Genomic DNA, 21,087 nt, shown 5'->3' on the forward strand with positions numbered 1-21,087 from the left:
CCTCATGACCTCGAAGAGCCAGAAGCACTGGACCGGTGACGTCTCGACACTCCTGCGCGTGGGGCGCGGATTCCGCTTGGACCGGGTGGATGCCGAGGCCACGCCCGGCTACGGCCGCCGCAAGCGCGACTCGATCGACGACCTCGTCGCCGGCGCGGACGAGATGAGCGAGCTGCAGGAGCGGCTGTTCGCCGAGAGCCGCGGCGGGGGGACGGATGCCTCGGTCCTGCTCGTGCTGCAGGCGATGGACACCGCGGGCAAGGGCGGCATCATCCGGCACGTGGTCGGGTCGGTCGACCCGCAGGGCGTGTCGCTGGCGGCGTTCAAGAAGCCGACCCCGGAGGAACTGGCGCACGACTTCCTGTGGCGGGTGCGCTCCCGGCTGCCCGAGCCGGGCATGATCGGCGTGTTCGACCGCTCGCACTACGAGGACGTGCTGATCGGCAAGGTGCGCGAGCTCGCCGACCCCGCCGAGATCGAGCGGCGGTACGACGCCATCAACGCGTTCGAGGCCGAGTTGGCGGCATCCGGCACCCGCATCGTGAAGGTCATGCCTGCACATCTCGTCGGGAGAGCAGCGCGACCGGCTGATGGAGCGGCTGGACCGCCCCGACAAGCACTGGAAGTACAACCCCGGCGATGTGGACGAGCGGATGCTGTGGCCCGCCTACATGAGCGCGTACCAGACGGTCTTCGACCGGACCTCGACCGACGCCGCACCCTGGTACGTCGTCCCGGCGAACCGCAAGTGGTACGCGCGGCTGGCGGTGCAGGGCCTCATGCTCGATGCGCTGGCCGACATCGGCCCGCACTGGCCGGCCGCGACCTATGACGTCGCCGCCGAGCGCGAACGGCTTGCGCGCGACCTGACCTCGACCGCGGCAGCGCTTCTCGTCGGCGGCAGTCTGTTCTTCCTCGTAGAGTAGTTGATGTGATACAGTACTTGACGTGAGTGAAGACAGCGCCTTCGCCGCCGACCTGATCCGCGGCCACACCGACACCATCGTGCTCGGCGTGCTCCGGCGCGGCGACAGCTACGGCTTCGAGATCTACAAGGCGATCCGCGAGGCCACCGGCGGCGACTACGAGATCAAAGAGGCCACCCTGTACGCCACGTATCGGCGCCTGGAGCGCGACGGCCTCGCCGAGTCGTACTGGGGCGACGAGACACAGGGCGGCCGCCGCAAGTACTACCGCATCACCGACGCCGGCCGCGCGGTCTACACGTCCAACGTCGCCGCCTGGGTCGCGACCCGGCGCATCATCGACTCCCTCCTGACCCCCGGCGAGACCCCTCGGAAGGCCGCAGAGCAATGAACACCGACATCCATCGCCTCCTGGACGAGGCCTTCGCCGGCATCGAGATGACGCCGGACACGCAGGACCTGAAAGAGGAGGTCCGCGCCAACCTGATCGCACGGGTCGCCGAGCTCGAGGCATCCGGTGTGCCGGCGACGGATGCCGCATCCCGCGCCGTCACGGAGCTGGGCGATGTGCGCGAGCTGCTGGGCGAAGCGGTGACCCCGCGGGCGAAGCGCGACGGGTACGACGCCGCCGCCTACGCCGTGCACCGGGTGCGGCCCAAAGCCGGGTTCGTCGTGCGCACCGTCGCCTGGGCGCTCGCCGTCGTCGTGGGGCTGACCCTCGGCACGCTCGGGGCGACTGGAATCCTGCCGGTGCCGATCGGGCTGCTGTTCCTGCTGCTGGGCATCACCTCGACCGGGGCGTGGATGCTGGTGGGCGACGCACTCTCGCAGGAGACCACCACCAACCACCCGATGCCGCAGCCGCGCGCCGCCGGCTACGGGGTCGCGACGTTCCTCGGCGTCTTCGGCCTGGGCCTGGTCGGGCTGATCCTCACCCGGGCGCTGCCCGTCTGGACCGTCGTGTTCGCCGCCGTCGGCGTGATCGGCGCGATCATCCTGTACGCGTTCCTGGGCGCCACCCAGACCAACCGCCACAAAGCCTGGACCCGCCAGGCGCACGCCGACATGCCGCCCAACCGGTTCGAGACCGAGCCCGAGACCGCCGCCCGCTTCGGCATCTACAGCGCGGCGATCTGGCTGGTCACGTTCGGCCTGATCGTGCTGCTGGTGTTCACGGTCGGCTGGTGGTGGGCGCCGCTGGCCTTCCTCGGCGGCCTTGCCGCGATGATGCTCGTGCTGGCCCGGATGATGTTCGCCCCGCGCAAGGAGCGATGACCCGGCCCCCGCCGTCCCGCACCACCGTCTCCGTCACCCACCTCGATAAGGAAGGGATGCTTCGCCATGCCTGAAGACGCCATCTCGGCCGACGAGCTCGTCAAGGTCTACCCCGGCCGCGGCCGCCGTCCGGCGGTCCGGGCCCTGGACGGCCTCAGCCTGACCGTGCCCGCCGGCCGCGTGTTCGGCCTGCTCGGTCCGAACGGGGCCGGAAAGTCCACGACCACCAAGATCCTCACCACGCTGTCGCGCCCGACGAGCGGCACCGCCCGGGTCGCCGGGCACGACGTGGGCCGCGAGGCCGACGCCGTGCGCGCCGCGATCGGCTACGTCTCCCAGGGCGCGAGCACCGACCCGGTGCTGACGGCCGCCGAGAACCTCGAGATCGCCGCCCGGCTTGCGCGGGGCGAGCACCGGCGATGCCCGCCGACGTGCGGCCCGGCTGCTCGACGAGTTCGGGCTGGGCGAGGCATCCCGCCGCCCGGTCTCGACGTTCTCCGGCGGCATGCGTCGCCGACTCGACGTGGCCGCGGCCCTCGTGCACCGGCCGCGGGTGCTGTTCCTCGACGAGCCCACGACCGGGCTGGACCCCGAGGCCCGCGCGACGATGTGGGCCGAGATCCGCCGGCTGTCCGCCCAGGAGGCGCTCACCGTCGTGCTGACCACGCACTACATGGAAGAGGCCGACCGCCTCGCCGACGAGCTGCTGGTCGTGAACCGCGGCCGCGCCGTCGTGGCGGGCACGCCCGATCAGCTCAAGGCCGCGCTGCACGGAGACTCGCTGCGCGTGAGCCTGGTCGAGCCCGATGCCGCGGCCGTCCGCACCGCGATCTCGGGGGTGCCGGGCCTGCGCGACGTGGTGGTCGAGGCATCCGGTGTCGGCGGCCTCCTGGCCGCCCGCACCGACGACGCCTCGGCCGCCGTCGGCGCCGTGATCGTGGCGCTGGATGCCGCGGGCATCCGATACGGCCAGGTCTCGGCATCCCACCCCACGCTGGACGACGTGTACCTGCACTTCGTCGGCCGCACCTTCGGCGAGCACGCCGACGTCCCGGAAGGAGTCGCGGCATGACCGCCCTCGCAATCCATGCCCCCGCGGTGTACCGCGCGGGTTGGTTCACGCAAACCGGCCAGGTGCTGCGCCGCTGGCTGATCTCCACGTTCCGGCAGGTATGGGGACCGGTGATGAGCCTGCTGCGAGCCGGTGATCTGGATCGTGCTGTTCGGCCAGGTCTTCCGGTCGCTCGGGGTGCTGCCGCAGTTCGGGGCAGCGGGTACATCGCCTATCTCGTGCCCGGCATCCTGATGATGACCGTCCTCTACTCGGGCGCCTGGGCCGGCACCGGCTACATCGACGACATCGGCTCGGGGGTGATGGATCAGTACCTCAGCTCGCCGATCCGGCGTTCGGCCATCATCACCGGGCAGCTCGTCGGCAAGCTGATCATCAACCTCGCCCAGTCCCTGATCGTGCTCGGCATCGGCGCGCTCGCCGGCGCCCGCTACCCGGGCGGAATCGGCGGGATGCTGCTGGCCCTGGCCGTCGCGACGGTGCTGGCGACGATCTTCTGCTGCTGTTCGACGGCGGTCGCGCTGATCTCGCGCAGCCAGATCGCGCTCATCAGCCTCTCGCAGATGATCGTCCTGCCGGCCACGTTCCTGTCGACCACGATGATGCCGGCCGCACTCATGCCCTCCTGGGTGCAGGCCGTCTCGCGATGGAACCCGATGACCTGGGCCGTCGAGCTCGGTCGGGGCGGGCTGTCCGGGTCGCTTCCGGATGGCGCCTGGTGGCAGGCCGGAGGGCTCGTGCTGCTGGCGGCGCTGGCATTCTGGTGGGCGGTGCGCGCGCTGCGCAGCTACCAGCGCTCGATCTGAACGCGCGACTTCCGCGGCGGGATGTCTCAGGCCAGGGCGTCGACGATCGGGCGGAACTTCACCCGGGTCTCGAGCAGCTCGGTCTCGGGGTCGCTGCCGGCGACGATGCCGGCGCCGGCATGCGCGGTCACCGGGATCAGGCCGCCGACGGCCTGCGTGCCGAACTCCGCTCCGCGCAGCGCGATCGCCCACTCGCCGTCGCCGCGGGCGTCGATCCAGCCGACCGGGCCGGCGTACCGGCCGCGGTCGAACGGCTCGAGCCGGCGGATCACCTCGATCGCGGCATTCGTCGGCGTTCCGGCCACGGCCGCCGTGGGGTGCAGCGTGCGGATCAGGTCCAGTGAAGTCGCGCCGTCGGTCAGCGTGCCGGCGACGTCGGTGGCGAGGTGCCAGACGTTGGGCAGCTCGAGCGTGAACGGATGCTCGTCCGCGGTCAGGCCGGTGGTGTGCGGCGTGAGGGCGTCCAGCACGCTCTGCACGGCGTAGGCGTGCTCGTCGAGGTCCTTGGCGCTGGCCGCCAGAGCGACGGCGGCCGCGGCATCCTCCGGCGCATCCGCGCCGCGTGCCGAGGTGCCGGCCAGCACGCGGGCGGTCACCCGACCGCCGTTCACGGTGGCGAGGGTCTCGGGACTCGCCCCGATGATGCCGTCGACGGCATATGTCCAGGTGTCGGGGTATCCGGTGGCCAGTTCGTGCACCAGCCGGCGCAGGTCGGCCCCCGCCGGGACGGTGCCGACCAGGTCGCGGGCCAGCACCACCTTGCCGACCTCGCCCGCCGCGATCGTCGCCAGCGCCGCGGTGACGGCGGCCTGGTATCCGTCCGGGTCGAGCGCGCCCGGGCCCAGGGTCGCCGACCAATACGGGTCGTAGAGGATCGGCGCGGGGTCGGGTGCGGCATCCTGCCCGTCGTCGAGACGGATGCTGGTGACCCAGCCGCGTCCACCCCGCCGGCCGATGATCAGCTCGGGCACGACGATCGAGCTGGACGCGGCCGAGCGCTCGTCGAAGGTGAGGGCGCCGAAGCCGATCAGGCCGGTGCCGGGGATGCCGACCGTGTCGTCGATGACGGCGTGCGCGGCCAGACGCGTCCAGGCGCGGGAGAGCCCCTCGGCGCGGGGCTCGTGCGCGGTCGCGTCGACGTCGATGCGGGTGACGCTGCCGCGGGCGGCCATCCCATCGCCGCGGCGCAGCCAGACCAGGGGCGCGGCCGGGTCGGCGTACTCGATGAGGTCGGCCGCCGGATCGAATTCGCGCGTGCGGACGTGCAGTCGCAGGGAGGGCGATCCGGTCACCCCTCCAGCCTACGGCGCCCTCGCCCCTCGCTCGTCCCGCCCGTCCTCGTCCCGCCCTGCTTGTGTCTCGAGATCGTACGATTTGGCCGAGTGCACATCAATTTCGGCCCAGGATGATGTTCACTCGGCCAAATCGTACGATCCCGGAAAGAGATCCCGGAAAGAGGTCCCGGAAGGAGAGCCCGGAAGGAGAGCCCGGAAGGAAATCCCGGAAGGTAGGGGGAGGGCCGTAGACTCGGCGGGTGAGCGACGCAGACCGCCCGCGGCCCGGGACTCGGCTGACCTTCCGGTGGCGGAAATGGGACGGCTCGCCGCACTGGGAGCACGACTGCCTCTTCCTCGGCTCGGACGACTGGGGCGACTGGGTCGGGCAGCCGGCGGGATGGCGCAGCCACCGCCCGGGGCGCGAGATCACCGCGGCCGGGCCGAACGTCACGCTGATCCCGCCGAGCGGCGAATACGCGCTCACGTTCAACCAGGCGCCGCCCGCCGACTACCGCGTGTACATCGACCTCGCGTGGGATGTGCACTGGACCGGGACGGAGCCGGGCGGCATCGACATGGACCTCGACGTCATCCGCGACGTGCACGGCCGCATCTGGATCGACGACGAGGACGAATGGGACGAGCACCGCATCGCCCAGGGCTACCCGCTGGATGTCGTCGCCCGGCTCGAACAGCTCGCCACCGAGCTGAAGGGACGGGTCGAAGCATCCGCCCCGCCGTTCGACGACGCCACCGCCGCGCCCTGGTTCGACCGCCTCGCGGCACTCCGCCGCTGACCCGAGCCGCCCGGCCTAGACTCGACGGGTGAGTGCAGAGCCGAATCGCGCCGACCTCGGCAAGGACCCGGGCCGGGTCAGCGGCATGTTCGACCAGGTCGCGGCCGGCTACGACCGCACCAACACCGTGCTGAGCCTGGGCAACGACAAGCTGTGGCGCATCGCGGCCACGCGCGCGGTCGCGCCGCGTCCGGGCCGGCGCATCCTCGACCTGGCCGCCGGCACCGGGGCCAGCTCGGTCTCGCTCGCCCGCAGCGGCGCCGAGGTGGTGGCCGCCGACTTCTCGCCGGGGATGATCGCCGAAGGCCGCCGCCGGCACTCCGGCATCCCGAACCTCACGTTCGAGCAGGCGGATGCTGTGGCCCTGCCGTTCGACGACGACACGTTCGACACCGTCACGATCTCGTTCGGACTGCGCAACGTGAACGAGCCGCAGCGGGCGCTCGCCGAGATGCTGCGCGTGACCCGGCCCGGCGGACACCTGGTGATCTGCGAGTTCTCCCACCCCCAGTCGGCGGCCTTCGCCGGGCTCTACGGCTTCTACAACAACCGCATCCTGCCGGTGGTCGCCAAGGCTGTCAGCACGAACGCCGAAGCCTACGAATACCTCAACGAGTCCATCCGCGAATGGCCCGACCAGCGCGCCCTGGCCGCATGGATCCGCGCGGCGGGCTGGACCGATGTCGCCTACCGCAACCTCACATTCGGGATCGTCGCGCTGCACCGCGCCACGAAGCCGGACCTGCGAAACCAGCCCGGTAGGCTGGAGGGGTGACTCCGAGCCCTTCCGTGCCGGGCTCGCGCGTGGCGGGCCGGCTCGGCTTGACCGAACGGGTCTTCGCCGGCGCCAAGTCCCGCAAGCTGATGCGCACCGTCGAAGACGGCCTGACGCGCGTCGAGAGCGCCCTGGCCGACGAGCTGCGGATGACCGATCCGCTCGTGGATGCCACCACCCGCTACCTCTACGAGGCCGGCGGAAAGCGCATCCGGCCGATGCTGGTGCTGCTGACCTGCCAGCTCGGCGACGGCGTCACCGATGCCGTCATCGAGTCGGCCACGGCCCTGGAGCTGACCCATCTGGGCTCGCTGTACCACGACGACGTGATGGACGACGCGGACGTGCGCCGCGGCGTCCCGGCCGCGCACTCGGTGTGGGGCAACAGCATCGCCATCCTCACCGGGGACCTGCTGTTCTCCCGCGCCAGCCAGATCATGGCCCGCCACGGTGACCGCGCCATCCGGCTGCAGGCCGACACGTTCGAGCGCCTGGTGCTCGGCCAGATGCACGAGACGATCGGCGCCCAGCCCGGCGACGACCCGGTCGCGTTCTACCTGCAGGTGCTCTCGGACAAGACCGGGTCGCTGATCGCCGCGGCCGCCCAGTCCGGTGTCATCTTCAGCAACGGCCCGGACGAATACCGGCAGCCGCTGGTCACGTTCGGCGAGAAGGCCGGCGTCGCGTTCCAGCTGCTGGACGACGTCATCGACCTGTCCGGTGATCCGGACGAGACCGGCAAGGTGCCCGGCACCGATCTGCGCGCCGGCGTGCCGACGATGCCCTACCTGCTGCTCGGGCAGCGCACGGATGCCGCATCCGCCGCGCTGCACGCCCGCATCGACGCCGGCGTCGCCGAGATCGCCGACGGAGCCGACCCCGGCATCCTCGACGAGGCGCTGACGGCCCTGCGCGAGCACGACGCCACCGCCCAGACGCGGGAACTGGCCCGCCAGTGGTCGCTCGAGGCGATCGCGGCGATCGAACCGCTGCCCGGCGGACCGGTCCGCGAGGCGCTCACCCGCTTCGCCGAGGCCGTCGCCGATCGCAGCCTGACCCTTCTGCACGGGGCGGGCCGAACGGCCGCGCCCGATCATTCCGAGAGGACTCCATGACCAAGCTCCGGCTGGCGATCATCGGCGCGGGCCCGGCGGGCATCTACGCCGCCGACAACCTGCTGAAGGCCGAGCGCAAGTTCGACGTCTCCATCGACCTGTTCGAGCGGCTCCCCGCGCCCTACGGACTCGTCCGCTACGGCGTCGCCCCCGACCACCCGCGCATCAAGGGGATCATCACGGCCCTGCGCGACGTGCTCGACCGCGGCGACATCCGCATCTTCGGCAACGTCGAGTTCGGCACCGACCTGACCCTGGACGACCTGCGCGAGCACTACCACGCGGTGATCTTCGCCACCGGAGCGGTGCGCGACTCGCCGCTGCCGATCCCCGGCGCCGACGCGATCGGATCGTTCGGGGCCGGCGACTTCGTCAGCTGGTACGACGGTCACCCCGATGTGCCCCGCGAGTGGCCGCTGGAGGCGGCATCCGTCGCCGTCGTGGGCAACGGCAACGTGGCCCTGGACGTGTCGCGGATGCTGGCCAAGCACGTCGAGGACCTGCTGCCCACCGAGATCCCGCCGAACGTGCACGACGGACTGGCCGCCTCCAAGGTCACCGACGTGCACGTGTTCGGTCGGCGCGGCCCCGCGCAGGTGAAGTTCACCCCGCTCGAGCTGCGTGAGCTGGGCGAGCTGCGCGACGTCGACATGGTGCTGTACGACGAGGACTTCGACTACGACGAGGCCTCGAAGGAGGCGATCGCCACGAACAAGCAGGTGATGGTCATCGACCGCATCCTGCAGTCCTGGCGCCAGCGTCCGAGCGCGAACGGCGCCGGGGGCGAGGCATCCCGACGCCTGCACCTGCACTTCTACGCGAAGCCCCTTCAGGTGCGCACGGATGCCGAAGGCCGGGCGATCGCCTTCGTGTATGAGCGCACCCGCCCCGACGGGCAGGGCGGGGTCGTCGGCACCGGAGAGGTGCGCGAGGTGCCGGTCCAGGCCGTCTACCGGGCGATCGGCTACTTCGGTTCGCCGCTGCCGGGCATCCCCTTCGACAAGCGGCATGGCGTCGTCCCCAACCGGGAGGGCCAGGTGCTGCGCAAGGAGTCGAACGAGCACGTGCCCGGCGTGTACGCCACCGGGTGGGTCAAGCGCGGTCCGGTCGGCCTGATCGGCCACACCAAGTCGGACGCGATGGAGACCGTGCGGCACGTGATCAACGACCAGGCGTCGTGGTGGAACCCGGCTCATCCGGAGGAGGAGTCGATCCGGCAGCTGCTGGCCGAGCGCGGCGTCGCCTGGACCGACCTGGACGGCTGGCACCGTCTGGACGCGCACGAGATCGCCCTGGGCGAGCCGCACGAGCGCGCCCGGATCAAGGTTGTGCCCCGCGACGAGATGGTGCGCATCTCCCGCGGCGAGTGACGCGCGGCGCCACGTCATACGCTGAGACCATGACGTGGCAGCCGGACATCCTCGGTGCGCCGTTCGAACAGCTCACCCTCGCGCTCGGCGACGACGCCGAGGGCCCGGTCGTTGCCACCCTGGTCCGCAGCATCCCGCGGCTCCTGCCCCGTCTGCGGGGCCGGTTCGCCGACGTCGACGTGCTGAGCGTGCACGGCTGGTCGGACTACTTCTTCGACCCCGCACTGGCGCAGTTCTGGACGACGCGCGGCGCGCGATTCCATGCGCTCGATCTGCGCAAGTACGGACGGAGCCTGCGCCCCGGGCAGACGCCGGGCGACATCGGCCGGCTGGACGAGTACGACGCCGACATCGAGGCCGCCCTGCAGGCGATGGGGCACGGCGAAGGCGCCGGCTCGCAACGCCGGCTGGTGCTGCTCGGGCATTCCACCGGCGGGCTCGTGCTCACGCTGTGGGCGGCGCGGCATCAGGCTCGGGCATCCGCCCTGGTGCTGAACAGTCCGTGGCTCGAGCTCGAGCTGGGCGCGCTCGGTCGCACCGCCCTGGCCCCGCTGGTCGGCGCGCGGGCGCGGCTGGATCCGTACGGCACGCAGCCGCAGGTCGATCTCGGCTTCTACACGCGGGCGCAGCGCGAGGTCGGGGCCATCGATGTGCCGGGCTACCGTTCCGACTGGCGTCCCGCACGCGGGTTCCGCACCCACCCTCGGTGGCTCGCCGCGATCCTCGAGGGGCACGCACGCATCAGCGCCGGCGTCGAGGTGGGATGCCCCGCCCTGGTCCTGCTGTCGGCCCGATCGGTCCCGCCGCTGACCTGGTCGGACCAGATGACCACGGCCGACTCGGTGCTGGTGGTCGATGACATCGCCAAAGCGGCGACGCGGATCGGCCGCCTGGTGACGATCGCGCGGATCGACGGCGCGCTGCACGACGTGTTCCTGTCCCGGATGCCGGCGCGCGCGGACGCCTTCGCGACGGTCGCGCTCTGGCTGGCTCCGGCCCTGCGGGGGCGCGGCGGGTGAATCCGGCGCGCCGCCGGTCGGCTCGACATCGGTCGGGCCGACAAGTAGCGTGGAACCGGTTGGTCACGCGGGCGTCGCGTCGGGTCCCCAGCTCGATGAAGCGCCCGTTCCCCAGACGGGACCGTCGCCTGCGGTGACATAGCCATCGTGGGTGCCGCGAGTCTTCGATCCCCAAAGACGATCACTCGTGGCACCCACCCTCTTTCCGCGTTTGGGCGTCACCGTATGCCGTGACGTGCCGGTGTTCGACTCCCCAGTCGTCTGCCCGGCGTTCGTCACTCGGCGAAACCCGTCCCAGTGCGTCAAGTGATTTCAACCTACCCTCAGCCGATCCCGCGTGTCCACCGAATGGGGGACAAGACGACGGATCTTCAGCGAATCTTAAGCCTGCGTTCGCGGCGGGTGTGGATTCGCGTTTCGGCGAGGGCGATGAGGGTCTTGCGCGAGCGGTGTGTCGGCGTCAGCGGTAGTTGATGAACTGCAGGTCGACGTCCAGATCCGCGGCCTTCAGCAGCCGGATGACCTCCTGCAGATCGTCCCGGCTCTTGGACTGCACGCGCAGTTCGTCGCCCTGGATCTGCGACTTGACCCCGCGCGGGGCCTCGTCGCGGATGATCTTGCTGATCTTCTTCGCGTTCTCCTGCGCGATGCCGTCCTTCAGGCTGGACGTGATGCGGAACTCCTTGCCGCTGGCCTCGGGCTCGCCCGACTCGAGGCTCTTCAGCGAGATGCCGCGTTTGATCAGCTTGGACTGGAACACGTCCAGCACCGCCGCCGCGCGCTCCTCGGTGCTCGCCTTGATCAGGATCTGCTCGCCGCTCCACTCGATCGACGCACCGGTGCCCTTGAAGTCATACCGTTGCTCGACCTCTTTGCGGGCCTGGTTCAGGGCGTTGTCCGCCTCCTGATGATCGACCTTGGAGACGATGTCGAAGGATGAGTCAGCCATGACGACGAGTCTAACGAGCCCGCCCGCCGGCGGCGACGGCCGTACGCCTGACGCCATGGAAGCGCTTCCAATGGCGCCGACAAGATCACGAGATGGTATCGGCCATCCTGCGGGATTGTGGGAAGCAGCATCCTGGGTGACAATGTAAGCGCTTGCAATGCGAGCGCATCCTGGGCGGGGCCCTTCGAGGCCTGCCCACCGATTCCAGAGAGGCACACACCGATGAAGGTGAACAAGAAGGGCGCCATCGCCATTGCGGCGCTGATCGCCGGGAGCATGCTCGGCTTGGCCGGCTGCGCCGGACAGGCCGCGAACGAGCCCAAGAAGACGAGCGCCGGCACCCTGACCGTCTGGGTCGACGCCGACCGGGCCCGCGCCCTGAAGGACGTCGCCGCCGAGTTCCAGAAGGACAAGGGCATCAAGGTCGACCTGGTCGTCAAGGACTACGGCAAGATCCAGCAGGACTTCACCGCGCAGGTGCCCACCGGCAAGGGCCCCGACCTGACGATCGGCGGTCACGACTGGACCGGTGGTTTCGTGCAGGACGGCATCATCGCCCCGATCGAGCTCGGCGACAAGGCGTCCCAGTTCGAGAAGGTCGCGCTGCAGGCGGTCACCTACGACGGCAAGACCTACGGGCTGCCGTACGCCATCGAGAACATCGCGATCCTGCGCAACACCAAGCTGGTCGACTCCACCCCGGCCACGTTCGACGCGATGATCGCCGCCGGCAAGAAGGCCGGCACCAAGTACCCGTTCGTCGTGGGCCTGGACCCGCAGGCGGCCGATCCGTACCACCTGTACCCGTTCCAGACCTCGTTCGGCAACTCGGTGTTCGCCCAGAACGCAGACGGCTCGTACGACGCCTCGAAGCTCACGATCGGCGACTCGGCCGGCGACGCCTTCGCCGCCTGGCTCGGATCGCAGGGCGCCAAGGGCACCAAGGTGATCAACCTGAACCTCTCGCAGGACATCGCCAAGGAGGCCTTCCTGGCCGGCGACGCGCCGTACCTGCTGACCGGTCCCTGGAACGTGGCCGACGCGCAGGCCAAGGGCATCGACGTCTCGGTCGACCCGATCCCGTCGGCCGGCGGCAAGACCGCCGCGCCGTTCGCGGGCGTGCAGACGTTCTTCCTGAGCGCCAAGTCGAAGAACGCCCTGTCGGCGACCGACTTCCTGGTCAACTACATCGCCACCGACCCGGTGCAGACCGCGCTGTACAAGGCCGGCGGCCGTCCGCCGGCACTGACCACCGCGTACCAGGCCGCGCAGTCCGACCCGATCATCGCCGGCTTCGGCAAGGTCGGCGAGAACGCCGTGCCGATGCCGTCGATCCCGCAGATGGGTTCGGTGTGGGATGACTGGGGCAAGACCGAGGCCGCCATCATCAAGGGTGCCGACCCGACCTCGAGCTGGCAGAAGATGACCTCGAACATCGAGGCCAAGCTCAAGTAGCGCACCCGGTGGGGCGGGGCCGGACCGGCTCCGCCCCCACCCGGTCGCTGACGCGCCCCGCACGACAGGAGTCGACGATGACAGGTCCCATCCTCCAGGACGAACGCGATAAGCCGGACGTCGCGACCGTCCGCCGCCGCACCCGCGCGGCCGCGCACGCCGAGGCGGCGAGCGCCGGCTGGAAGGTGTGGCTGACCAAGATCGTGCTGCTCGGTGTGATCGACGCCCTCGCCGTCTACGCGATGCTCGTGCTGATCGGGCAGGGCCAGTGGCTGATGCCGCTGGTCATCGCCGTGATCGCGGGCCTGGTCAACTTCGTCTATCTCAAGCCCGGGCTCCTGCCGGCCAAATACCTCACGCCGGGCCTGATCTTCCTGTTCATCTTCCAGATCTTCGTCGTCCTGTACACGATCTACATCGCGTTCACGAACTACGGATCCGGGCACGTCTCGACGAAGGACGACGCGGTGCACGCACTGCTCCAGCAGTCGCAGACCCGGGTCGAGGACTCGCCCACCTTCCCGGTGACCGTGCTCGAGCGGGACGGCTCGTTCTTCTTCTTGATCACCGACCCCGACACGGGGGCGTTCGAGGTGGGCGGCGCCGATCAGCCGCTCGAGCCTGTCGACGGCGCCGACGCCACCGGCGCCCCCGGCTACACCACCCTGGACTTCGATCAGATCGTGCAGCACCAGGACGCCATCGGCGCGCTGTCGGTCCAGCGCGACGCCGACCCGAACGACGGCTTCTTGAAGACCACCGACGGCTCCAACGCCTACCTGTTCACGTCGACGCTGACGTGGGATGCCGCAAGCCGACACGATGACCGACACCAAGACCGGCACGGTCTACCGCGACACCGGTCACGGCGCGTTCACCGCGGACGACGGGACCCAGCGCTTGCCGGGCTGGCAGGTCTGGGTGGGTGCGGACAACTTCGTGCGGGCCTTCACCGATCAGTCCATCCGCGGCCCGTTCCTGCAGGTGCTGATCTGGACGTTCGTGTTCGCCGTCCTGTCGGTGGCCACCACCTTCGTCCTCGGACTGTTCCTGGCCATCGTGTTCAACGATCCGCGGATGCGCAGCAGGAAGCTCTACCGGGTGATCATGATCCTGCCGTACGCGTTCCCGGGCTTCCTGTCGGCGCTGGTGTGGGCGGGCATGTTCAACCAGGACTTCGGCTTCATCAACCAGGTGCTCTTCGGCGGGGCATCCATTCCGTGGCTGCAGGATCCGTGGCTGGCCAGGGCCGCGATCCTGATCGTGAACCTGTGGCTGGGCTTCCCCTACATGTTCCTGGTGTGCACCGGCGCCATCCAGTCGATCCCGGACGACATCCAAGAGGCCGGGCGGGTGGACGGCGCGAGCGTGTGGCAGGTCTTCCGCCATATCAAGTTCCCGCTGCTGCTGGTCTCGGTGGCGCCGCTGCTGATCTCGTCGTTCGCGTTCAACTTCAACAACTTCAACCTGATCTATATGCTCACCGGCGGCGGGCCGCGCATCGCCGACGCGAGCATCAACGTCGGCCAGACCGACATCCTCATCTCGATGGTCTACAAGGTCGCGTTCGTCGGCGCGAACCGCGACTACGGTCTGGCCAGTGCGTTCTCGATCATCATCTTCGTGCTGGTGGCGCTGATCTCGTACCTCAGCTTCCGGCAGACCAAGGTCCTCGAGGAGCTGAACTGACATGGCGATGAACTCCACTCCCGCGACGGCGACCGCCGCCGCCGTGCCCCCTCCCGCCGCCACTCCCGCTCCCGCGGCCGCCCCGCAGCCGCGGCGGCCGTTCCCGCGCTGGTTCCGCGAGACCGGATGGCGGCACCTGGTCGGCATCGTCATGCTCGTGTTCGCGGCCTTCCCTCTGGTGTACGTGCTGTCGGCGTCGCTGAACCCGGGCGGCACGCTGCTGACCGCGAACGGACTGTTCCAGAACTTCGACCTGGGCAGCTACCTCGACCTGTTCGGCGATCCCACCCGCCCGTACGGGGCGTGGTTCCTGAACACGATCGTGATCGGCGTGGCCAGCTCGGTCGGCACCGTCATCCTGTGCGCACTGGCCGCATACGCGTTCTCGCGGATGCGGTTCACGGGCCGCCGGTTCGGACCTCGCCACTCGCTGCTGGTGCAGATGTTCCCGGCATTGCCTGGCATTCGTCGCGATCTTCCTGCTGATGTCGGCGATCGGCGACATCTTCCCGGTGCTCGGGCTGAACTCGCAGATCGGCCTGATCATGATCTACCTCGGGGGCGCGCTGGGGGTGAACACGTTCCTGATGTACGGGTTCTTCAACACGGTGCCCGCCTCGATCGACGAGGCCGCCAAGATCGACGGTGCCGGGCACGCGCGCATCTTCTTCACCATCATCCTGCGACTTGTCGCGCCGATCCTGGCGGTGATCGGACTGCTGGCCTTCATCGGCACCACGAGCGACTTCGTGATCGCCTCGGTGGTGCTGGTCGATCCTGACAAGCAGACCCTCGCCGTCGGGCTGTACCAGTTCGTCTCGCAGGAGACCGCCCGCAACTGGAGCGTGTTCGCCGCCGGCGCGGTGCTGGCCGCGATCCTGCCGATGGCGCTGTTCCTGTCTCTGCAGCGCTACATCGTCAGCGGGCTGACCGCCGGCAGCGTGAAGTGATCCGCGCGGAGAATGGATGCCATGGACCTGACGCCGCACCACGACGGATCGCCGCTGCACGTCTCGGCCACCGACCCGGCCCTCGGCGACGAGGTCGTGGTCCGGCTGCGGGTGCCGTCCGGTGCCGCTCCGGTCGCGCGTGCGCTGGTGCGGTCCAACCCCGACCATGAGCCGGTCTGGGCCGAGGCATCCCACGACGGCGACGCGGACGGCTGGCAGTGGTGGTCGGCGCGGATCATCGTCGCCAACCCGCGGCACGGCTACCGGTGGGACCTCATCCACGCCGACGGGTCGACCTCCACGCTCAGCCAGGGCGGGCACAGCCGGCTCGAAGCCCTCGACGCGGTCGACTTCGCCCTGGTCGCCGGCAACCCGCCGCCGGAATGGCTGGGCGGGGCGGTGATGTACCAGATCTTCCCCGACCGGTTCGCGCGGTCGGCCGCCGCATCCGATCGCCGGTGGCCGGACTGGGCGATCCCCGCGGACTGGGACGCCCCGCTCGACCCGCTGCCGCCCGGGCGCAGCCACCAGCTCTACGGCGGAGACCTCGATGGGATCGTCGACCGCCTCGACCACATCGAGGGTCTCGGGGCGACGCTGGTCTACCACACGCCGATCTTCCCCGCCCGGTCGAACCATCGGTACGACGCGTCGAGCTTCGCGACCGTCGACCCGCTGCTGGGCGGCGATGAGGCGTATCTGCGGCTGATCGCGGCCGTGCACGGCCGCGGCATGCGCATCATGGGCGATCTCACCTCGAATCACTCCGGCGATGCGCACGAGTGGTTCCAGGCGGCGTATCGGCACCCCGGCTCGCCCGAGAGCGCCTTCTACTACTTCCGCGATGCCGCGCAGACCGAGTACGAGGCCTGGCTGGGCGTGCCGTCGCTGCCCAAGTTCAACTGGAACTCGGCCACGCTGCGACGCCGCTTCATCGAAGGACCCGACTCGGTCGTGGCCAAGTGGCTGGACGCGCCGTACCGCGTGGATGGCTGGCGGATCGACGTCGCGAACATGACCGGGCGGCTCGGCGCCGAAGACCTCAATGCCGAGGTCCGCGGCATCCTGCGCCGGACCATGGTGGAGACGAACCCCGACACGCTGCTGGCCGAGTCGACCAACGACGCGGCGGGAGATCTGCAGGGGGATGCCTGGCACGGGGCGATGACCTACCCGGCGTTCACCCGCGGCGTGTGGGCGTGGCTGTCCGAGCCGACCGCGGACGCGTGGTTCTTCGGCATCCCGACCGGCCTGCCGCGCTACACCGCGCGTCAGTTCGTGGCCCAGCTCGAGCTGTTCACCGCGCAGATCCCGTGGCGGGTGCGGCTGGGCTGCATGCAGCCGCTGGACACGCACGACACCGCGCGGTTCGCCACGCACGCCGCCCCCGGCACGGTGCCGCTGGCGGTGGGACTGTCGATGACCCTGCCGGGTCTGCCGGTGGTGTTCGCCGGCGACGAGTTCGCACTGACCGGCGTGGACGGCGAGATGAGCCGGACCCCGATCCCCTGGGACCGGATCGACGAGCCGGAGGTGGCCGAGCGGATCGCGCTGTACCGCGACCTGATCGGGCTGCGGCACGCGCACGAGGCGCTGCGCACCGGCGGGCTGCGGTGGCTGCACGTGGACGATCAGACCGTGGTGTTCGTGCGCGAGGCCGCGTCGGGCAGCGTGCTGGTGCTGGCCGCGCGCAGGGACGTGGATGTCGTGCTCCCGGCGCCGCTGGTGATCGGGGCGGGCGCCGCCGAGGCGGCGTTCGGCGAGGCGACGCTCGGGGTGGCCGCGGACGGCTCGGTGCTGCTGTCGGCCGAGGGCCCGGTGTTCGCGGCATGGGCGCTGCCCGGGGTGGTGGCGCCGCCGGCGACGGCGTAGGGCGCGCGGCTCGGGCGCCGTGCGGCCGGGTGCCGTGCGGCTCGGGCGGCTGCGGCATCCGTCTGTCTACACTGACGGGATGGAACAGGTTGCCCCGGTTGCGGTGATCGGCGATGCGCTGATCGACGAGCTGCGCGACGGGACGTCGGTGACCGAGCTGGTCGGCGGGGCCGCGCTGAACGTCGCGGTCGGCCTGGTGCGTCTGGGCGTTCCGGCGACGCTGATCGCGATGGTCGGCGACGACGAGGCGGGCCAGCACATCCGCGCGTACCTGCACGACTACGGCGTGGGGCTGCTCGCGTCGCCGGCGCCGCGGGGGTCGTCCCGCGCGGTGTCGACCCGCACCGGCGGTGAGCCGGTGTACGAGTTCAATGCGGCCGCGCGCGGGCGCCGGGTCGAGTTCGGCGACGCGGAGCGGGCGGCGATCGCGGCGGCCCCGATCACGGCGGTCAGCTGCTTCCCGTTCGACGACGCCGAGCAGGTGCGGCGCTGGCGGATGCCGTGGGGGAGCGTCCGTTGGCGATCGATCCGAATCCGCGGGCCGGGATGCTGCGCGATCGGGCCGAGTTCGTCCGCGGGTTCGAGTCGCTGGCCGGGCGCTCGCGCCTGGTGAAGGTGGGCGAAGAGGATGCCTCGCTGCTGTATGCGTCTGAGCTCGACATCCTGCGCACCCAGCTCTCTGAGGACGGAGCCGAGGTCGTGCTGGCCACGGCCGGTGCGGCCGGTGCGGTGCTGCAGACAGGTGGCACCGTGGTGAATGCGCCGATCGCGGCGGCGCCGGGTGGGGTCGTGGACACGATGGGCGCCGGTGACGCCGTGTTCGCGTCCGTGGTCGCCTCGATGGTCCGGGATGCTCCGGCCGACGCCCCGACATGGGAGGAGGCCCTCGAGCAGGCGATGGCGATCGCGGCCGCGACGGTGCGCTTCCACGGGGCGCTGCGCGCCTGCCCGGCTCGGCCTCGGCCTCGGCGATGAACCTCGACCGCCTCGGCACCTGACCCCTCCCCTCCCGCCGAGGTTGTTCTCGGTTCGTCGAGGTTGTGCTCCGCTCGCCGAGGTTGTCTTCGGTCCGTCGAGGTTGTGCACAACCTCGGCGCACGAACGACAATCTCGGCGGACGAACGACAATCTCGGCGAGTGGGAGGGGAGGGGTCGGGCTGTTCGCGGAGGGGTGCGGGAGCAGGTAATATGGGTGATCGCGCCTCCGGTCGACTGTACAAGCTGGGCGGGTGCGCCTCGGCGAGTTACCCAAGCGGCCAAAGGGATCTGACTGTAAATCAGCCGGCGTAGCCTTCGGGGGTTCGAATCCCTCACTCGCCACCATTGTCCTGAGTCGCGACATCGGCGACGGATTACGAGAAGGAGCCCGGCCATCGGCCGGGCTCCTTCTCGTTGACGGATCGCGATCGTCCTGTCCGCAACCGGTCGGCGCCGGAGCGCGGACTCGATAAGGGTGTGCGCGAGCGCGGCTCGAGTCCGTCGAGTCTTTCGCCTCTGACCCGACTCACGTGTCGCCGATCACCTGTCGCCCATGTCCTGAACCCAGACACCTCACAACCCGCCATGGGATGCGTCCCGTCATAAGCGACGGATGTCGAGAGGGAGTCCGGCCATCGGCTGGACGGATCGTACGAAAAGGGACCCGGGTATGCCCGGGTCCACTTCGCCGATTGGGCTTCTCCGCGCCCGAGGCGTCGGACCGAGGCCGGCCGGCGCGGGTGTGTTGCGGGCGCGCCGCGCGTTCTAGGCGTTCAGATGTGACTTTCGTCCTGCCGGCCCGGTGGAGACGACACCAGAGTGGCTGGTATGGACGACAGCAGGGACCGGGACCGTGTACTGGTCGGCGTGGATGGGTCGAACTCGTCGATTGAGGCTCTGCGCTATGCGGCTCGTATCGCAGCGGCATTGGGGTCACCGCTCAGCGTGGCCACCGCCTGGACATTTCATCCACTCGTCTCGCCGTATCTCTCCGACTCCTGGTCGCCCGAGCGCGATGCGGAGATGGTCCTCGACACAGCCATCGAGAGCGCGTTCGCCGATGTGCCGCCGCCGTTGAATCGAGCGGTTCTCATCGGGCCGGCCGCATTGACGCTCATCGAAGAGAGCGCCTACAGTGCGATGCTCGTCCTCGGGAGCCGTGGCCACGGCGGATTCGCTGGACTGCTGCTCGGGTCCGTGAGCGCGGCGTGCGCCGAGCATGGACACTGTCCGGTCCTCATCGTTCATCCTCGCCGACAGCAAGAGGGGACGCGGGGCGGGCCTGACGAGTCCTGACCCCCGTCGCCACCGAGAACCGTGCAGCGCGGCGGGCGATGCGGTGTCGGTACGCGCGACGGCGGATCGCCGCATCTCGGGGCCGTTCGAGTCGGGAGTAGTAGAGCACCTTCGCGAGCTCGACCAGGACCAGGTAGGCGACCACCATCCCAACGAGCGCGAGAAAGAAGGGCGCGGGCAGCGGTGTGAATCCGAGGAAGCCGGCAGCCGGCGAATACGGCAACCATGTGCCGAGTGCGACGACGGCGAGGACGCCGAGCGTGAGCGGCAGCGCGGGGCGGCTTCGGAGGAAGGGCACACGACGCGTGCGCACCGCGAAGACGATGAGCGTCTGCGTGGCGATCGATTCGATGAACCATCCCGAGCGGAATTCCGGCGGCGCTGCATGGAATGCGACGAGCATCAGGCCGAACGTGGCGAAGTCGAACAGTGAGCTGATCGGGCCGAAGAGCAGCATGAACCGCCGGATAGCGGGGATGTCCCAGTGCGAGGGCGCCCGGAGTTGGCTCGCGTCGACGTTGTCCGTCGGAATCGCCAACTGGCTGGAGTCGTACAGGAGGTTGTTGAGGAGGATCTGCCCGGGAGGCATCGGCAGGAACGGCAGCAGGAGGGACGCGAGGGACGCACTGAACATGTTCCCGAAGTTGCTGGACGTGCCCATCAGCACATACTTGATCGTGTTGGCGAAGATCCGCCGACCCTCCGTCACACCGTCGGCCAGTACACCGAGATCCTTCTCGAGCAGGATCATGTCGGCCGCATCCTTTGCGACATCCACGGCAGAGTCGACGGAGATCCCGACATCGGCGCGATGAAGTGCGAGCGCATCGTTGACCCCGTCGCCGAGGAATCCGACCGCCCGCCCCTTCTGCCGCAGCGCCAGGATGACGCGCGCCTTCTGCTCCGGCGACACACGGGCGAAGACGGTGACGTCCGGTGCGGTGCGAGCCAGGTCTGCATCGTCCATCGCGTCGATCTGATCGCCGGTCACGGTGCCCTCCACCGGCATGCCGAGCTGTTCGCACACGTGGACCGCGACGGCTTGCGCTGTCGCCGGTGGCGACCTTCACACGGACTTCCAGGGCCGTGAGCCGAGCCAGTGACTCCGCGGCATCGGCCTTGATCCCGTCGGTGAACACGAGGAAGCCGTTCAAGGTGAGGTCGTTCTCTTCCTCGCGCAGCACCGTTGCCGTCGGCGCGCGGCGGGAGGCCACAGCGACGACGCGCGCACCGGTCTGGTAGAGGGATGCCAGAGCTGACCGGTCGGCATCCGCGACGTCGGTGCACCTTGGCATCACCGACTCGGGCGCGCCCTTCGCGACCACGAGAGCCTCGCCGTCCGGACCAATCACGAGCGCCTCTGCCCGGCGCCGCTCGTGGTCGAATGGCCGGAACGACACTCGCCGGTACGACGCGAGTTCCGGACTCGTGCGGGTCGGCGAGCGCCACAGCGCCGCATCGAGGGC

The 21,087-nt window shown here is 70.0% G+C and carries 17 protein-coding genes, 1 tRNA gene and 4 pseudogenes; 19 read left to right on the plus strand and 3 right to left on the minus strand.

The genetic code is table 11. The features are described 5' to 3' along the window. Positions 1-4: 4 nt before the first annotated feature. From L2X98_RS14210 to L2X98_RS14235, 6 genes and pseudogenes are all read left to right on the plus strand, one after another. Positions 5-926 (plus strand): annotated as a pseudogene (locus L2X98_RS14210) (PPK2 family polyphosphate kinase). A 22-nt stretch (positions 927-948) separates the two neighbouring features. Next, on the plus strand, positions 949-1,317 hold the full coding sequence (locus L2X98_RS14215) for a PadR family transcriptional regulator (RefSeq protein WP_259611354.1): 369 nt from the start codon (positions 949-951) through the stop codon (positions 1,315-1,317). After that, positions 1,314-2,201, plus strand: coding sequence for a permease prefix domain 1-containing protein (locus L2X98_RS14220; protein ID WP_259611355.1), 888 nt, complete (start codon positions 1,314-1,316; stop codon positions 2,199-2,201). Before L2X98_RS14215 ends, L2X98_RS14220 begins: the two co-directional genes overlap by 4 nt. Positions 2,202-2,267: 66 nt before the next feature. Then, positions 2,268-2,540 (plus strand): annotated as a pseudogene (locus tag L2X98_RS14225) (ATP-binding cassette domain-containing protein); the annotation flags it as partial. Positions 2,541-2,598: 58 nt separating this feature from the next. Then, entirely contained in the window at positions 2,599-3,273 is a 675-nt protein-coding gene (locus L2X98_RS14230) for an ATP-binding cassette domain-containing protein (protein WP_259613336.1), read from the plus strand. Beyond that, positions 3,270-4,079, plus strand: a complete 810-nt coding sequence (locus L2X98_RS14235) for an ABC transporter permease (RefSeq protein ID WP_259613337.1) — start codon at positions 3,270-3,272, stop codon at positions 4,077-4,079. The genes L2X98_RS14230 and L2X98_RS14235 overlap by 4 nt, the downstream gene beginning before the upstream one ends. A 26-nt stretch (positions 4,080-4,105) precedes the next feature. Here L2X98_RS14235 and L2X98_RS14240 read toward each other — a convergent pair whose 3' ends face one another. Then, positions 4,106-5,371: an isochorismate synthase gene (locus L2X98_RS14240; protein ID WP_259611356.1), complete on the minus strand. Its 1,266-nt coding sequence runs from the start codon at positions 5,369-5,371 to the stop codon at positions 4,106-4,108. Between the two features lie 242 nt (positions 5,372-5,613). Here L2X98_RS14240 and L2X98_RS14245 point away from each other — a divergent pair, with 242 nt between their 5' ends. Genes L2X98_RS14245 through L2X98_RS14265 form a run of 5 tightly spaced genes read left to right on the plus strand, consistent with a single transcriptional unit; the run spans position 5,614 to position 10,432 of the window. After that, a complete protein-coding gene (locus tag L2X98_RS14245; RefSeq protein WP_259611357.1) occupies positions 5,614-6,153 on the plus strand; it encodes a YgaC family protein in 540 nt (179 codons plus the stop codon). Positions 6,154-6,181: 28 nt separating this feature from the next. Beyond that, positions 6,182-6,928, plus strand: a complete 747-nt coding sequence (locus L2X98_RS14250) for a demethylmenaquinone methyltransferase (RefSeq protein ID WP_259611358.1) — start codon at positions 6,182-6,184, stop codon at positions 6,926-6,928. Next, positions 6,925-8,043: a polyprenyl synthetase family protein gene (locus L2X98_RS14255; protein WP_259611359.1), complete on the plus strand. Its 1,119-nt coding sequence runs from the start codon at positions 6,925-6,927 to the stop codon at positions 8,041-8,043. Before L2X98_RS14250 ends, L2X98_RS14255 begins: the two co-directional genes overlap by 4 nt. Then, a complete protein-coding gene (locus tag L2X98_RS14260; RefSeq protein ID WP_259611360.1) occupies positions 8,040-9,413 on the plus strand; it encodes an FAD-dependent oxidoreductase in 1,374 nt (457 codons plus the stop codon). The genes L2X98_RS14255 and L2X98_RS14260 overlap by 4 nt, the downstream gene beginning before the upstream one ends. A 29-nt stretch (positions 9,414-9,442) precedes the next feature. Beyond that, positions 9,443-10,432: an alpha/beta hydrolase gene (locus L2X98_RS14265; RefSeq protein WP_259611361.1), complete on the plus strand. Its 990-nt coding sequence runs from the start codon at positions 9,443-9,445 to the stop codon at positions 10,430-10,432. A 460-nt stretch (positions 10,433-10,892) separates the two neighbouring features. Here L2X98_RS14265 and L2X98_RS14270 read toward each other — a convergent pair whose 3' ends face one another. Continuing rightward, entirely contained in the window at positions 10,893-11,381 is a 489-nt protein-coding gene (locus L2X98_RS14270; protein ID WP_259611362.1) for a YajQ family cyclic di-GMP-binding protein, read from the minus strand. 222 nt (positions 11,382-11,603) lie between these two features. On the opposite strand from L2X98_RS14270, the gene L2X98_RS14275 reads away from it, so the two are divergent. The 8 genes and pseudogenes from L2X98_RS14275 (at position 11,604) to L2X98_RS14310 (ending at position 19,621) form a co-directional block, all read left to right on the plus strand. Then, positions 11,604-12,836, plus strand: a complete 1,233-nt coding sequence (locus L2X98_RS14275) for a sugar ABC transporter substrate-binding protein (protein ID WP_259611363.1) — start codon at positions 11,604-11,606, stop codon at positions 12,834-12,836. A 77-nt stretch (positions 12,837-12,913) separates the two neighbouring features. Beyond that, positions 12,914-14,525, plus strand: a pseudogene (locus L2X98_RS14280) (ABC transporter permease subunit). Between the two features lie 7 nt (positions 14,526-14,532). After that, positions 14,533-15,475, plus strand: a pseudogene (locus L2X98_RS14285) (sugar ABC transporter permease). Positions 15,476-15,496: 21 nt separating this feature from the next. Further along, complete coding sequence (locus L2X98_RS14290) at positions 15,497-17,347, plus strand: glycoside hydrolase family 13 protein (protein WP_259611364.1); 1,851 nt, start codon at positions 15,497-15,499, stop codon at positions 17,345-17,347. 79 nt (positions 17,348-17,426) lie between these two features. Beyond that, positions 17,427-17,960, plus strand: coding sequence for a PfkB family carbohydrate kinase (locus tag L2X98_RS14295; RefSeq protein ID WP_259611365.1), 534 nt, complete (start codon positions 17,427-17,429; stop codon positions 17,958-17,960). Next, positions 17,894-18,322 carry a PfkB family carbohydrate kinase gene (locus tag L2X98_RS14300; RefSeq protein ID WP_259611366.1) on the plus strand — a complete coding sequence of 143 codons (429 nt, stop codon included), beginning with the start codon at positions 17,894-17,896 and terminating at the stop codon, positions 18,320-18,322. Before L2X98_RS14295 ends, L2X98_RS14300 begins: the two co-directional genes overlap by 67 nt. 263 nt (positions 18,323-18,585) lie before the next feature. Further along, positions 18,586-18,670 (plus strand) — tRNA-Tyr (locus tag L2X98_RS14305). A 483-nt stretch (positions 18,671-19,153) separates the two neighbouring features. After that, positions 19,154-19,621 (plus strand): universal stress protein, encoded by a 468-nt coding sequence (locus L2X98_RS14310; protein WP_259611367.1) that lies wholly within the window; start codon positions 19,154-19,156, stop codon positions 19,619-19,621. Here L2X98_RS14310 and L2X98_RS14315 read toward each other — a convergent pair. Next, positions 19,563-20,648 (minus strand): HAD-IC family P-type ATPase, encoded by a 1,086-nt coding sequence (locus L2X98_RS14315; protein WP_259611368.1) that lies wholly within the window; start codon positions 20,646-20,648, stop codon positions 19,563-19,565. The two genes, L2X98_RS14310 and L2X98_RS14315, sit on opposite strands and share 59 nt — an antisense overlap. Between the last annotated feature and the right edge of the window lie 439 nt (positions 20,649-21,087).

Origin of the sequence: Microbacterium elymi (assembly GCF_021582895.2) — a bacterium.
GTDB classification, from domain to species: domain Bacteria; phylum Actinomycetota; class Actinomycetes; order Actinomycetales; family Microbacteriaceae; genus Microbacterium; species Microbacterium humicola.

Coding starts and splice junctions, on each gene's coding strand:
- L2X98_RS14220 (WP_259611355.1), top strand. CDS start 1,314: ATGAACACCGACATCCATCGCCTCCTGGACGAGGCCTTCGCCGGCATC.
- L2X98_RS14235 (WP_259613337.1), top strand. CDS start 3,270: ATGACCGCCCTCGCAATCCATGCCCCCGCGGTGTACCGCGCGGGTTGG.
- L2X98_RS14260 (WP_259611360.1), top strand. CDS start 8,040: ATGACCAAGCTCCGGCTGGCGATCATCGGCGCGGGCCCGGCGGGCATC.
- L2X98_RS14265 (WP_259611361.1), top strand. CDS start 9,443: ATGACGTGGCAGCCGGACATCCTCGGTGCGCCGTTCGAACAGCTCACC.
- L2X98_RS14270 (WP_259611362.1), bottom strand. CDS start 11,381: ATGGCTGACTCATCCTTCGACATCGTCTCCAAGGTCGATCATCAGGAG.
- L2X98_RS14275 (WP_259611363.1), top strand. CDS start 11,604: ATGAAGGTGAACAAGAAGGGCGCCATCGCCATTGCGGCGCTGATCGCC.
- L2X98_RS14290 (WP_259611364.1), top strand. CDS start 15,497: ATGGACCTGACGCCGCACCACGACGGATCGCCGCTGCACGTCTCGGCC.
- L2X98_RS14295 (WP_259611365.1), top strand. CDS start 17,427: ATGGAACAGGTTGCCCCGGTTGCGGTGATCGGCGATGCGCTGATCGAC.
- L2X98_RS14300 (WP_259611366.1), top strand. CDS start 17,894: ATGCTGCGCGATCGGGCCGAGTTCGTCCGCGGGTTCGAGTCGCTGGCC.
- L2X98_RS14310 (WP_259611367.1), top strand. CDS start 19,154: ATGGACGACAGCAGGGACCGGGACCGTGTACTGGTCGGCGTGGATGGG.